The organism is Rossellomorea oryzaecorticis, assembly GCF_038405515.1.
In the GTDB taxonomy this organism is placed as follows: domain Bacteria; phylum Bacillota; class Bacilli; order Bacillales; family Bacillaceae_B; genus Rossellomorea; species Rossellomorea oryzaecorticis_A.
This window is the reverse complement of record NZ_JBBYAF010000022.1, coordinates 54,532-68,265: the sequence shown is the minus strand read 5'-3', so window position 1 is coordinate 68,265 and position 13,734 is coordinate 54,532. Positions and strand designations below refer to the sequence as shown.

Sequence of the window (13,734 nt, the reverse complement as noted above, 5' to 3'; positions counted from 1 at the left end):
ATAGTATCGAGCACTTTAAAGACGAACTTGCTCAATACATGCATTACTACAACCATTTGAGAATTAAATCAAGGTTGAAACGGAAAAGTCCAGTAACTTATCGTCTTAACACTGAATTAGCTGCTTAACAAAAATAGTGTCCAACTTTATGGGTCCAGTGCATACCTCCCTGCGGGGTCTCACTTGTCTAGCTACAGGGCTTAGAGGCACATGACATAAGCCAAACCGACCAAGAAGGCAAAGAGCGCCTTTGTGGCCAATTTATCTTATGCCAACCGCCTCTGAGCAAAGCCCTTCCGCTTTTCTCATTGGCCACTTCTGCCGCAGGAGTCTTCGTCTTGCACTCCAATCAACTGCTGGAACCGGTATAAATCAATAATCTCCTTTTAATTATAAAAAACACCCCAGCTGAGGGGTGTTTTTAGATCATGTGATGCCTAGTGCGATTTTTGCGTAGCGTGACATTTTATCTTTGGTCCATGGCGGATTCCAAACGATATCCACTTCTGTTTCTTTTACTTCAGGAATGTCACTTAATGCCGCTTTGACTTGTTCGACGATTGTACCTGCCAGCGGGCATCCCATGGATGTCAGTGTCATGGTCACAGTCGCTTTTCCATCCTCGTCCATATCTACATCATACACCAATCCTAGATTGACGATGTCTATTCCTAATTCAGGGTCCACTACCTGTTCAAGTGCTCCCATCAAATTATCTTTAAGATCCTGATCCATCGTTACACTCTCCTTTGCTTTACTCTAAAACTTATATTTATCTTATCAAAGAAAGCCAATGAAGACAAAAGGTTAAGCCGAAAGATGCTTCTCGAACCATTCCACAAGCTTCATGACGCCTTCTCTCGAAACTTTATGGTCGGCTTTATCATCAGCGATAAATAAAATGTTTTCTTCATTTCCTTCATATGCAGGTAAAATACTCTTGTAGAACTCTTCTGTCAGATGAAACGGCACGACCTTGTCTTTTTTACCATGCCAGAACATAAGAGGGCGTCCATTCAACTTCTCCGGCTGCAGGCTTAAATCATAGTGAGACAATTCATTCAGGATCACCTGCACTTCTTCATCACTGAAAGGGAGCTGATAACCGGTAGTTTTCAGATGTGCCAGCTGTGCTTGCGCAAACTTCACATAAGATGGATTGCCCATCAGGGATACGGCAGAAGAAATCCAATCATACTGCGTCAAAGCTCCCAAGGTGACGATGCCCCCCATTGAAGTACCGGCCACTCCTATCCCATTCTCCATCACTAAACCTTTTTTCTCGAAATGCCCTTTCAATAGAGAAAGTTCATGAATACTGTTCAATACAATCTTCCAAAAGACTCCGCCTAACTCCTCTTCCGTTTTACCTGTTGCTCTTTCACCATGCTCAAGACAATCAGGCAGTACAACGCGGAAGCCTTTTTCAGCTAAATAATAAGCATAATGAAGGTTATGCTCCTTCGCACTAGTAAACCCATGTATAAAAAAGCACAATGGCAATGGATTGCTTCTTTCCTCTTCTTTTACAAGGTGGAGATATGGAATTTCGGCTATGTTTGATTTCTCTACTACGATCATGGTAACTTGCTCCCTTCTGTACGCTGATACCAGGAATATGATATCCTAGATTTTACAGTATGTATAATATTTAAACTCTTTTAGCAAACGTTGTTATTTAAACACTAGAACCTGCTTTTGTAAAAAAAGCATTAAATTCATTGTCATGATGTGGACAGTTTTCACTGTCTCCTTATACACTATTCTTAAAGTGATTGTTTTCTGTATCATACATATTAACACATATAAACCGTTTCACTACACTATAAAGAATTGGAGAATCATCGATATGAATCCACAAGAAAAACACTTGATTGTATTAGACTTGGACGGCACCCTGCTGACAGACGAAAAAAAGATTTCGCCAAAGACTCTTCATACTTTGACACAAGCAAGGAGACAAGGCCATGAAGTAATGATTGCTACCGGCCGTCCTTATCGGGCCAGTGAAATTTATTATAAACAATTAAATTTAGCTACTCCTATCGTCAACTTTAATGGAGCCTTTGTCCACCATCCCACTGACGAAACCTGGGGAACGTATCATACCCCCATGGATTTGCACATAACGAAGCAAATAATTGAAGCTTGTCATGACTTTCCGTTTAGAAACATCATCGCTGAAGTAAAGGATGATGTTTACCTTCACTATCATGATGAAAAACTGATCGATGTTTTCATGATGGGCAACCCGTCCATTTCAACCGGGGATATCCGTGAAGTCCTCTCTGAGAATCCTACCTCCATGCTGATTCATGCGGAAGATGAAGATGTGAAGGATATCCGGGCACACCTTGATAAAGTTCATGCAGAGGTAATCGATCACCGAAGATGGGCTGCACCATGGCATGTAATTGAAATTGTCAAATCAGGTCTGAATAAAGCTGTAGGGATCGAAAAAGTCGCTTCTTCCCTGGGCATCCCTCAGGAGCGCATCATTGCTTTCGGGGACGAAGACAATGATTTTGAAATGCTGCAGTATGCCGGTAGCGGCATTGCGATGGGAAATGCGATTGATGATCTAAAGGAAATCGCCAACGAGATTATATTGACGAATGAAGAAGACGGGATAGGAAGATACCTGCAAAAACGATTTAATCTTTAATGGCAGGAGTGGGAATTTTTTTTACTGTAAACAACTCTGTAATTAGCCATACTACAAGAGAACACAATTTTGTGTTCTAGCTTGTAAAAGGGGTGGTTGCAGTGGGCAGAAATAAATCCAGACGATTTGTACAACAAGGTAAAATTGCTGTAGAAAAACATGATGAACGTATTCCTTACCACTTAACGTATGCTGAAGCAGAGGCAAACAAGTTGTCCTCTAAAGTGGAAGACTCCTCTTTGGGAGGAATATAGCATGAGCAACCCATTATTCCGGCAGGCACGTCAAGCCGTCAACTCTGCGAAACAGGCAGCTGCTGAAGGTGGAAATACTGAGGCATCTGTTAGTAAAGCAAAAAATGCCTTATCTTCTGCATACGCTAATAGCAATGTAGACGAACAACGTCAATTACGCACCCTTCAAGATGAGTTGAATACTCTTTAATAATGAGCAAAAAAGGTTGACCTTCAATCACAAGGTCAACCTTTTCTATGGTCGAACTTCATTCTACCGGAGGAAAATCTTCATTCCTTAAGCCTTCTAATCCCTTCTAAAGAACCCGAAGATTCCTGTCGTTTGAACGATATTGGTAAAGGCATTCGGATCCACTTCTTTGATTGTATGCTCCAATTCATAAAGCTCGTAACGTGAAATAACGATGATCATCATTTCTTTCGCCTCTCCGGAAAAAGCCCCCTTTGCAGGAAGCGTCGTAATTCCTCTCAACAGCTTAGAGTGGATGGCTTCGCGAAGTTCGTGTGACTTCTTCGTAATGATCATTGCAGTTAACTTTTCATGACGAGTATGGATGGCATCGATCACTCGGGTGGATGCATATAGCGCAACGAGGGTATACAATGCTTTTTCCCAGCCATATAAAAATCCTGCTGATATGATGATGAACGCATTCATAACAAAGAAATACGAACCTACAGGCTTATCTTTCATACGAGATAGAATCATCGCGATGATATCCATCCCACCCGTTGAAGCACCCCACTTCAATGTAAGTCCTACTCCAACAGCTGCAATGACACCTCCGAAGACTGCATTCAATAAAATATCCGGTGAAAGATGGATAATGGGAATGACCTCTAAGAAAAAAGAAGTGAGGAACACGGATATAAAGCTGTAAACAGTAAAGGACTTACCAACCTTAAACCATCCGATAATGGTTACAGGTATATTTAAAATGAATAATAAAATACCTGTTGATAGATTAAACTGTGTAAATTCCTTGATAATACTCGATAATAATTGTGCCATTCCGGTAAATCCACTTGCGTAGACATTTGCCGGTATTAAGAAAAAGTTCATGGCAATCGCACCCAAAATCGCACCGATCAGCACGACCACAAACTTTTTTGCTTCTAAATGAACATTATCCCTGTTCATGCACAGACCTCCCCTGTTGTTATTTACTACTATAAATATGTTCCACAAAATATCATAACTAAACTCCTGCATCAGTTCATCCCATTGAATTATTTTTTCATAAAAATAATCTATAAGTAACAAATTTGTACTACTTATAGAGCAAGTTCTTATAATTGATTTTAAATAATATTGGGTTTACAAAATATCATGGTTGATATCAGCCACAATCCAGCGGTTGATTGGAGTGCAAGACGAAGACTCCTGCGGGAGAAGTGGCCAAGGTGAGACCTGTCTAGCTGCGGGGCTTAGAGGCACAAGTCATAAGTCAACTCGTCCAAGAAGGCAAAGAGCGCCTTCGTGGCGGATTCGCCTTATGCCACCCGCCTCTGAGCAAACCCCCTCCGCTTTTCTGACCCGCAGGAGCTTAAGCGACGAAGAGGCTCACGGGTCACCCGCGGAAAGCGAAGTCTTGCACGGAAATCAACAGCGGTGATTCAAAGCCTTTTAATGTTCTACAGTAATTATGCAATCTGTAAACTACAGATTTATATTAAACAACAAAGGAATAGATTGTCATTTCACTGAAAAATAGCTAGACTTAAGCTATAAGTAAAGATAAAAGGATGAGGATAATGACAGTAAAATTATTTGCTGATAGTGCAAGCGATCTGCCAAAAGAATTTTTCAATCAGGACAACATAGAATTTTTCCCTCTTAAAGTACATATCGAAGGACAAGACTACGAAGATCTTATCAGTATCGAGCCGAAGACTGTCTTTGACAAAATCCGTGCAGGACACATGCCGAAAACATCTCAAGTATCGCCGGAAAGCTTCCTGAAACAATTCACCGAGCTTGCAGAAAATGATGATAAAGGCATTTATGTCGCTTTTTCATCTCAACTTTCAGGTACTTATCAAACAGCGGTCATGATCCGTGATCAGGTAAAAGAAGAACATCCGGGACTTGACCTCACCATCATTGATTCAAAATGTGCCTCTCTCGGCTACGGTCTTGTGGTTCAACGTGCACTTAAGACCCTCCAGGAAGGCGGGTCCTACCAAGAGATCATCGACACCATCACCTATCACGCAGAGCATATGGAACACCTATTCACTGTGGAAGATCTCGACTATCTTGCCAAAGGCGGACGTGTTTCGAAAGCCTCTGCATTCTTAGGCGGTCTGCTCAATATCAAACCCCTTCTGCATGTCGAGGACGGTAAACTTGTACCGATTGAGAAGCTGCGCGGAAAAAAGAAGCTTCTGAAGAGGATCCTTGAGCTGATGGAAGAACGCGGTTCAAATCTGTCAGAGCAGACGATTGCCATTAGTCACGGGGACGATGAAGAGCTTGCTTTAGAAATGAAAAAGATGATCGAAGAGAAGTTCTCTCCGCAAGAGGTTTACATCAATATTATTGGATGTGCAATCGGTTCTCATACAGGAACAGGAACATTAGCAGTATTTTTTCTTCGGTAACACTCATAATCCGCCCTTCAAATAGTCATACTAAATGTGAATCTGTATCTATGGAAGGGAGTTCACACAATGCCGCACACTTCTGATAACGATAAAAAAGCAAAAGACAATCAAGCACTGCATGAAGAAAAAAACAAAATGAAAGATCTGAACCGTCAAGCCGGAAAAAACCAATACTCCAAAAAGACGGATCATATCTAACACACTCTTCACAACAGAATCGAATGTCATTCAACCACCTGATGCTTCAGGTGGTTTTTTCATTACGTTTCATCTGTCCTTACAGTTGTGCAAGTCATCGACACTTGTCTATAATAATAGAAGAATATAGTAATAGGAGGGAACCTCGCATGGCGAAAGAAAGTTCATTTGATATTGTATCAAAGGTGGAAATGTCCGAAGTAAGCAATGCCATTCAAATCGCACTTAAAGAAATTCAAACTCGTTATGATTTCAAGGGAAGCAAGAGTGATATCAAACTCGATGGAGAAGAAATCGTATTAATCTCCGATGACGAATTCAAGATGAATCAACTAAAAGATGTATTATTAAGTAAACTGATCAAACGCAGCGTACCGGTCAAAAACCTAGATTACAGCAAGCTTGAAGGAGCTTCAGGAGGTACTGTGCGGCAGCGTGCCAAACTTGTGCAGGGAATCGATAAAGAAAACGCGAAGAAAATAAATGCAATCATTAAAAACTCAGGTGTGAAGGTAAAAAGCCAGGTACAGGATGACCAAGTCCGTGTTACAGGAAAGAGCAAGGATGACCTTCAACAAATCATTTCAGCTGTAAGGGAAGCGGACTTATCAATCGATGTTCAATTTGTAAACTTCCGATAATTTGTTATCTTACATAGTCTAGTGGGTACAATATACTCACTGGACTTTTTTTATACCATACACCCTAAAAATATCAATTAAAGATACATTGATGGAGGAGAAAAATGAGCAAAAAAATAATCGTGATCGGAGCCGTCGGCGGTGGCGCCACAACGGCATCTCAAATTAGAAAATTAGATGACAAAGCCGAAATCATTTTACTTGAAAGAACTTCTTACCTCTCTTATGGTGCATGCGGAATGCCTTATTATCTCGGAGAAGTGATTCAGGACCGTGAAGATTTATTTGCCTATACACCCGAAAAACTGCAAACTAAAAAGAATTTTGATGTAAGAATGCAGCATGAAGCCATAAAGATTGACCGGAAAAAAAAATCCCTGCAAATCAAAGACCTTACAAACAATGAAGAATATGAAGAAACCTATGATGCCTTGATTATAGCGACAGGTGCTTCACCATTCATACCTGATATCCATGGATTAGACCAAATTCCTTCATTCACCCTTAGAACTGTTGAAGATATGGACCGATTAAAAAACTATTTAGAAACGGAAAAACCTTCTGCAGGTGCTATCATCGGCGGTGGTTTTATCGGTGTGGAAATGGCAGAGAACCTTACACACCTTGGAATACAGACAAGTATCGTTGAACGCTCGAATCATGTTCTTAGTGTCATTGACGAAGAAACAGCTTTAAAGGTTCAACAACACTTAACGGATAAAGGTGTAAAATTGTATTTGAAAAATGGACTTCACAAGATTATTCCCGAAACGAAGATCCAGCTGGATAACGGAGAAACCATTGAAACAGACTTTATTCTTTTAGCAGTAGGTATTAAACCAAATACTAAACTAGCCCTTGATTCTGGTTTGACTGTAGGGGAATCCGGCGGTATCTCTGTGAACGAGTTCATGCAGACCGATGATTCTTCCATTTACGCTGTGGGAGATGCCGTCGAATCCTTCGACTTGATTGACGGCAGCCCGAAACAAGTACCCCTTGCATGGCCGGCCCATCGTCAATCCTATATTCTTGCAAAACACCTTACTGGCAGCCCTGTAGCTTTCAAAGGCATGCTTGGAAGTGCAATCGCAAAAGTCTTTGATTTGACCATAGCCTCTACAGGGTTGGGAGAAAAAGAACTTGCAGAACGAAAAATCAAGTATAAAACAGCTGTGCATGAAGGCAAATCACATGCAGGATATTATCCAGACAGTAAGGATGTATATGTCAGGGTCCATTTTTGTCCTGATACAGGAAAACTTTTCGGAGGCAATGTCGTTGGAGGGGAAGGTGTCGACAAGCAAATAGATGTACTCTCTACAGCGATCACCGGCGGTTTGACAGTCATTCAGCTTCAGGAAATTGAAACATGCTATGCTCCTCCTTTTTCATCACCGAAAGGGTTAATGAATATGATCGGCTATAAAGCAGAAAAATTGATGAATTCCTAATGTACAAAGCATAAATATCCGGAAAAGATGTTAATAATTACACTCATCGGGTAAACAATAATCTAAGAAATAAGGTTCACTATATAGTTGATCATTTAACTTTTAAAAAGGAGTGTTTAGTTTGTCACAGCAACAAAATGGAAAACAAACCTTCCCCCCGCAGCACCAGGATCATCAGCCCGGCACAATAGATGAAATGAATCCACAGCCGATCCATACTGATCAAAACTACAAAGGAAGCGGTAAGCTGGATGGGAAAGTGGCACTCATTACTGGGGGTGACAGCGGTATCGGCCGTTCTGTTGCATGGTATTTCGCACGTGAAGGGGCCCATGTGGCGATTTCTTACCTTGATGAACATGAAGATGCCAACAAAACAAAGGAGCTGGTTGAAGCTGAAGGTGTTAAATGCATGCTACTCTCAGGGGATATCGGCAGCTCTACATTCTGTGAAGACATCATAAAGAAAGTGATTTCGCAGTTCGGAAAACTCGATATCCTCGTTAATAATGCAGCAGAGCAGCATCCTCAAGCCGGACTGGAAGATATCAGCGATGAGCAACTGGAACGCACATTCAAGACAAATGTATTTTCAATGTTCTATCTGACAAAAGCAGCTCTCCCTCATCTTAAAAAGGGATCGTCAATCATTAATACTGCTTCCATCACAGCTTACAAAGGAAATAAAGATCTGATCGATTACTCCTCCACTAAAGGCGCAATCGTCAGCTTTACCAGATCTTTAGCCGAAAATATCGCTTCAAAAGGAATACGAGTCAATGGCGTGGCACCGGGTCCTATATGGACACCTCTCATTCCATCGACGTTCAGCGCCGACAAAGTATCTCAGTTCGGTGCCAATACACCGATGGGAAGAGCAGGACAGCCTTTCGAATTAGCCCCTGCTTACGTATATCTGGCAAGCGAAGACTCAACTTATGTTTCCGGTCAGATGATTCATGTGAATGGCGGTGCGGTTGTTAATGGATAATCGCTATTAATATTACTCTTCTTGATGACATAAAAAACGACTTGGACAATTTTTTGTCCAAGTCGTTTTTATGCATTTTTCTCCCTTTTACTGCAGGATGCACGCTTCACAATCTCATGCGGTATAATGATCCGTTTGATCGGGTCCTGGGGATTTTCCACTTTTTGAATCAGGCTTTTAGCTGCTTCATTACCAAGGTTGAAAATATTAATATCAACGGAGGTCAATGGGGGACGGGACATTTCTGCAAGTAATACGTTGTTGAAGCTGATGATGGAGATATCAGCCGGTACAGAAATATCCATTTCATCCAATGTATTCAGTACACCTAAAGCCATTAGATCATCAGCTACTACCAAAGCGGTCGGAGGAAGTGTTAACTGCATCAATTCATTGATTGCTTCCCTTCCGCCTTCTCGGAGAAACTCTTCATGGATGATGTATTCGTTTTTAAGGTCAAGGCCGGCATCTCTAAGTGCTTTCTCGTATCCCAATAAACGCTCTACAGTGACCACAAGATTCAAATCTCCCCCAATGAAACCGATACATTCATGCCCAAGTTCAAGGAGATAATCCGTCACTTCTCTGGCAGCCCTGAAATTATCATTATCTACATGCGTTATTTCTTCACAGAATTTATACGGTTTCCCTACCACTACGAAAGGAAATTTTCGTTCTTTCAAATAGTTCATTACTTTATCTTCCACTTTGGAATAAAGAAGGATGATTCCATCCACTCTTCCGCCTTGAACCATTTGGACAACACCTTCGTAAATCTCCTCTTCTGACTGCCCTGTGGTCATTTGAAGTGCGTATTGCTTCTCATGGGCACCCTCACTCAAACCTCTGAGCACTGTAGGGAAAAACGGATTTTGTGAGAAAGTACTTGCAGAGCCGGGTAATACAAGCCCTAATACTCTGGTTGACTGGTTTGCCAGGCTTCTCGCGATGAAATTAGGATGATATCCTAATTCATCCATCGCTTCCCTGACTTTTTGTTTCGTCTTTTCACTGATTCTCGGATTATTTGCAATAACGCGTGACACGGTAGATGGTGCGACATTTGCGAGTTTCGCCACATCTTTAATCGTAACAGCCATTGTTCCTCCCCCCTTCTGTTCAAATAATAAAAGCGCTTTCAATCAAGTTGAAAAAGGAAAATAAATGATCTTACAAAAGGGCTCATAAGGAGCCCTTTATTTTATGAAGATTTCCGGTTTTTTCTTCCCCGTTTCCATACGAGGTAAATAAAGAGTAAAAATAATACATAAACCGCAGCAAGTGCAGATAAGTAAGGAATGTTCAGTCCGCTTTTATTCTTAAGAAGATAGATTTCCGATTCTTCTCGATCCAATGCGACCTTATACGTACCGTTTCCATCACTTCTCACCAGGTCACTTGAAAGTAATCCTTTAAGTTCATTGTTTTCTGAAAGATGCTCTGCATTAAGTTCAACAGTTTTGGTTTCACTTGAATTGTTGATTGCAACAACGACAGTCTGATCTTTGTATGTGCGTTTATAGATGCCCATTCCATCTTTTTCATACAACGGGTCTATCGTTCCCCTCGTCAAAGCAGGATAGTCCTGACGAACCTCGCCTAATGTTGAAATGTAGTCAATCAGTTCTTCATCGGCCCTGAAATTCATCAGGCGCCGGTTATCGGGGTCTTCCCCGCCATCAATTGCAATTTCAGATCCATAATAAACAATCGGAATCCCGGGTGTCGTATACATATACGTTAAGGCAAGCTTCCAGCGAGTCCCCGGGAAAACATTTTCCTGCACCAACAGACGGGTAAAACGCTCCATATCATGGTTGTCGATAAATGTTCCCATTAAATAAGGGTCATCGTAAAACGTTTCATTGTATTTCCAGAAATTGAACAATCTGTCCATGGATGTATCTGGTTTCTTAAATACTGTACGCAATTCTTCAGCTTGAGGAAAATTAACGAACCCATCAATTCCAACATCGTTATATTCAGCTATCTTCTGGGGATCACGATCAAACACTTCACCAAGAAGATAAAAATCATCTTTCACTGATTTAACTTCTTTACTGAAATCGCTCCAGAAATCTTGAGGGACATGGCGCACCGTGTCCAGACGATAACCGTCGACATCCGTTTCTTTAATCCACCATTTGGCAGCATCAAAAAGATATTCCCTTACTTCGGGATCCTCTGTGTTTAAATCAGGAAGATCATACAACCATGCGTTCTGAAGACTTTCTTTGTCGGAAAAGTTCATTGGCTGTTTCTCATGGAACCAGTCTTCTTTTGCAGGATCATTAACCCAGGTATGTTCCGGTCCGACATGGTTAACTACAAAATCCAGTACGACCTTCATATCTCGTTTATGTGCTTCATCTACAAGTTTTTTAAACATTTCCATTGAACCGAAATGTTCATCAGTCTTATAGAAGTCTGTTATCCAATACCCATGATATCCTTTAGGCTGGTTGTCAAAGACCGGAGTCAGCCATATGGAAGTGAACCCCATATCCTTGATATAATCCAAACGGTCGATAATCCCCTGAAAATCACCGCCATGATAAGCCCGCGGGTCCTTTGTGTCCACTTCTTTATCATTGCTTGTATCACCATTATTAAAGCGATCTACCATTAGAAAATAAATTGTTTCATCCTGCCACTTTCGTTCTTCTTTTTCAACTGCACCTACCGGAAGGGCGTAAAAAAGAAGAAACGGGACTAAAATGAGAGATAGTACTCTTCTTTTCATCTCCGCTCCTCCTCAATAGTTAGTAACGCCTATAAGATTATCCTTTTGTACCCCCTGCCGTCAATCCTGAAACGAAGTATTTCTGGAAGAACAGGAATAAAAATGCGATAGGGACTGCAATTAACACAGAGCCCGCTGCAAACGTTGTGAATTCTGCACCGAATTGCTTTGCAACCATGTCATATAGGGCAACCGGCAGCGTGTACATTTCTTCTGAACGCAGAAGGATACTCGCCAGGATAAAGTCTGCGAATGGTGCAATGAACGAAAACAAAGCGACGACCGCAATGATCGGCTTAGCGAGAGGCATGACGATTTGGAAGAAGATTCGCAAATGTCCTGCACCGTCCATTTTTGCAGATTCATCAAGTTCTTTCGGAATTGTATCCAAATAACCTTTCATCAGCCATGTGTTCATCGGTATCTGACCACCGACGTATACAAGGATCAACCCGATATGAGTATCCAAGAGATCCGTTAACAACGCCAGGACGAAAATGGCGATCAATGCCGCGAAGTTAGGAATCATCTGCAGGATCAAGAATGTCATCAACCCATTTTTCCGTCCCGCAAAACGATAACGGGAGAAGGAATAAGCCGTCAAGCTTACCAGGAGAACCGTAAGTGCCATTGTTGACAAACTCACCTTTAATGAATTCCAATACCAAATCAGATAGTTGCTTCGTTCAAGATCAAATAATTCCTTATAGTGAGCAAGCGTTGCATTTTCAGGAATGATCGATGATCCTGATAGACTCTGCCCTGGATTAAAGGAAGATCCGATGATCCAGGCTACCGGGTAAAGGATGATAGCAAACATAATACCGATGGCGAGATAAGAAAATGTTAAACGTATGAGTTTCTGTCTTTTCATATTCATCTTTACATCATATCCTCTTCTTGGAATGATTTCGTGCGTTTAAACTGCCAGATCGCTACAGTGATAACGATAATGGAAAGTAATAATGTAATGGCCGCAGCTTTGGAGTATTGAGCCGAGGTCATCGTCAGGCTGTAGATCCATGAAATCAGGATATCTGTTCCACCTGCATTTTGTCCTGTTAAAGCCGGTCCTCCGCCATTGAATAAGTAAATAACATTAAAGTTGTTAAAGTTGAATGTATATTGAGTGATGATGATCGGAGCCGTTGCAAATAATACAAGCGGCAGCGTGATATTCTTGAACTTCTGAAAAATGGAAGCTCCGTCAACCGTCGCAGCTTCATACAATTCATCCGGAATAGATTGAAGTACACCTGTCGTCATTGCAAAAATGAACGGGAACCCTAACCATGTCTGAATGAAGATCAGAGCGAGTCGTGTATACATCGGCTCCGTCATCCAAGGTAATTCCCCAATTCCGAGGGCCGCGAGAATGTCCCTATTGATTGTCCCAAACGATTCATTGAACATACCTGCAAAAACTAGAATGGAAACGAATGCCGGAATCGCCCAAGGCAAAATGAATACGGTACGGATAACCGCTTTCCCTTTCAAATCCTTTTGATTCACAAGGATGGCCAGGAAAATACCAAGTGCAACCTGAAGTGTCGTGGCTCCAAAAGTCCATACAAGCGTCCAAGCCAAAACTGTGATGAAAGTTTCTCTCCAAATATCAATTTTGAAGATATCTACAAAGTTCTGGATCCCTACCCAATCCACCAGCTTTGCAGGCGGTGAATGATAAAGATCATAGTTAGTGAATGCCAGCAGCACAACGAAGATGATTGGGAAGATGACTACGAAAACCAGCAATAGAAAACCTGGGGACATGATGAGATAAGGAAATCCGTTATCTACCAGATTTCTGTATTGTTCTCTGATAGTGCTAAGCTTTTCCCCTCTATCCCTTTTCTCTCCATTTACGTATGCATCTCGTAAATTAAATAGATAAAAACCGATTCCGAATAATAAAACGATGATTGCGAGAATGCCATATACCATCAGGAAGATGGAGTGATCTCCGTATGATATGTCTGTTCCAAGCGTTGTGATTCCCCACAGACCGTAACTGATCAAATCACTGAATACCAGAATGAATGCGGCTGTCATAATCAGGAAAAATCCGCCTTTTAGATACTGTTTATGATACAACTGACCTAGACCTGGGATAAGGGAAAGGGCCAGCGCTGTTTTTCTATGTTTTGTTTGATAGGATTGTTGCTCCATCCTATATTCCCC

General features: G+C 41.4%; 16 protein-coding genes. 9 read left to right on the top strand and 7 right to left on the bottom strand.

The window, feature by feature from the left end; translation table 11 throughout:
• The coding region (locus AAEO50_RS12390) for an IS3 family transposase (protein ID WP_341984051.1) at window positions 1-128 on the top strand (128 nt) is incomplete at its 5' end.
• A 298-nt stretch (window positions 129-426) separates the two neighbouring features.
• Here the strand turns inward: AAEO50_RS12390 and AAEO50_RS12385 are convergent.
• Together AAEO50_RS12385 and AAEO50_RS12380 are read right to left on the bottom strand one after the other, a co-directional pair.
• Window positions 427-735 carry a metal-sulfur cluster assembly factor gene (locus AAEO50_RS12385; RefSeq protein ID WP_341984045.1) on the bottom strand — a complete coding sequence of 103 codons (309 nt, stop codon included), beginning with the start codon at window positions 733-735 and terminating at the stop codon, window positions 427-429.
• A gap of 72 nt (window positions 736-807) precedes the next feature.
• A complete protein-coding gene (locus AAEO50_RS12380; protein WP_341984042.1) occupies window positions 808-1,581 on the bottom strand; it encodes a prolyl oligopeptidase family serine peptidase in 774 nt (257 codons plus the stop codon).
• Window positions 1,582-1,849: 268 nt separating this feature from the next.
• On the opposite strand from AAEO50_RS12380, the gene AAEO50_RS12375 reads away from it, so the two are divergent.
• The 3 genes from AAEO50_RS12375 (at window position 1,850) to AAEO50_RS12365 (ending at window position 3,109) form a co-directional block, all read left to right on the top strand.
• Complete coding sequence (locus AAEO50_RS12375) at window positions 1,850-2,665, top strand: Cof-type HAD-IIB family hydrolase (RefSeq protein ID WP_341984041.1); 816 nt, start codon at window positions 1,850-1,852, stop codon at window positions 2,663-2,665.
• 101 nt (window positions 2,666-2,766) lie between these two features.
• Entirely contained in the window at window positions 2,767-2,919 is a 153-nt protein-coding gene (locus AAEO50_RS12370; protein ID WP_341984040.1) for a hypothetical protein, read from the top strand.
• A 1-nt stretch (window position 2,920) separates the two neighbouring features.
• Window positions 2,921-3,109, top strand: coding sequence for a DUF3813 domain-containing protein (locus AAEO50_RS12365; RefSeq protein WP_341984038.1), 189 nt, complete (start codon window positions 2,921-2,923; stop codon window positions 3,107-3,109).
• A gap of 96 nt (window positions 3,110-3,205) precedes the next feature.
• Here the strand turns inward: AAEO50_RS12365 and AAEO50_RS12360 are convergent, their stop codons facing one another.
• Complete coding sequence (locus tag AAEO50_RS12360; RefSeq protein WP_341984036.1) at window positions 3,206-4,060, bottom strand: YitT family protein; 855 nt, start codon at window positions 4,058-4,060, stop codon at window positions 3,206-3,208.
• A 614-nt stretch (window positions 4,061-4,674) separates the two neighbouring features.
• Between AAEO50_RS12360 and AAEO50_RS12355 the strand changes: the two genes are divergently transcribed.
• The 5 genes from AAEO50_RS12355 (at window position 4,675) to AAEO50_RS12335 (ending at window position 8,810) form a co-directional block, all read left to right on the top strand.
• The gene (locus AAEO50_RS12355; protein WP_341984034.1) at window positions 4,675-5,523 is read left to right on the top strand and encodes a DegV family protein; all 849 of its coding nucleotides are present in this window, start codon (window positions 4,675-4,677) and stop codon (window positions 5,521-5,523) included.
• A 69-nt stretch (window positions 5,524-5,592) separates the two neighbouring features.
• The gene (locus tag AAEO50_RS12350; RefSeq protein ID WP_341984031.1) at window positions 5,593-5,724 is read left to right on the top strand and encodes a DUF3941 domain-containing protein; all 132 of its coding nucleotides are present in this window, start codon (window positions 5,593-5,595) and stop codon (window positions 5,722-5,724) included.
• 149 nt (window positions 5,725-5,873) lie between these two features.
• Window positions 5,874-6,365, top strand: coding sequence for a YajQ family cyclic di-GMP-binding protein (locus tag AAEO50_RS12345; RefSeq protein WP_341984028.1), 492 nt, complete (start codon window positions 5,874-5,876; stop codon window positions 6,363-6,365).
• A gap of 104 nt (window positions 6,366-6,469) precedes the next feature.
• Entirely contained in the window at window positions 6,470-7,819 is a 1,350-nt protein-coding gene (locus AAEO50_RS12340) for a CoA-disulfide reductase (RefSeq protein WP_341984026.1), read from the top strand.
• A gap of 121 nt (window positions 7,820-7,940) precedes the next feature.
• Window positions 7,941-8,810, top strand: a complete 870-nt coding sequence (locus tag AAEO50_RS12335) for an SDR family oxidoreductase (RefSeq protein ID WP_341984024.1) — start codon at window positions 7,941-7,943, stop codon at window positions 8,808-8,810.
• A 68-nt stretch (window positions 8,811-8,878) separates the two neighbouring features.
• Here the strand turns inward: AAEO50_RS12335 and AAEO50_RS12330 are convergent, their stop codons facing one another.
• The 4 genes from AAEO50_RS12330 to AAEO50_RS12315 all read right to left on the bottom strand — a co-directional run bounded on the left by AAEO50_RS12330 (window position 8,879) and on the right by AAEO50_RS12315 (window position 13,722).
• The gene (locus AAEO50_RS12330; RefSeq protein WP_341984022.1) at window positions 8,879-9,910 is read right to left on the bottom strand and encodes a LacI family DNA-binding transcriptional regulator; all 1,032 of its coding nucleotides are present in this window, start codon (window positions 9,908-9,910) and stop codon (window positions 8,879-8,881) included.
• Window positions 9,911-10,011: 101 nt separating this feature from the next.
• Window positions 10,012-11,553: an alpha-amylase family glycosyl hydrolase gene (locus AAEO50_RS12325; protein ID WP_341984019.1), complete on the bottom strand. Its 1,542-nt coding sequence runs from the start codon at window positions 11,551-11,553 to the stop codon at window positions 10,012-10,014.
• 37 nt (window positions 11,554-11,590) lie between these two features.
• Entirely contained in the window at window positions 11,591-12,433 is an 843-nt protein-coding gene (locus tag AAEO50_RS12320; protein ID WP_341984016.1) for a sugar ABC transporter permease, read from the bottom strand.
• Window positions 12,434-12,435: 2 nt separating this feature from the next.
• Window positions 12,436-13,722 carry a sugar ABC transporter permease gene (locus AAEO50_RS12315; protein WP_341984014.1) on the bottom strand — a complete coding sequence of 429 codons (1,287 nt, stop codon included), beginning with the start codon at window positions 13,720-13,722 and terminating at the stop codon, window positions 12,436-12,438.
• Between the last annotated feature and the right edge of the window lie 12 nt (window positions 13,723-13,734).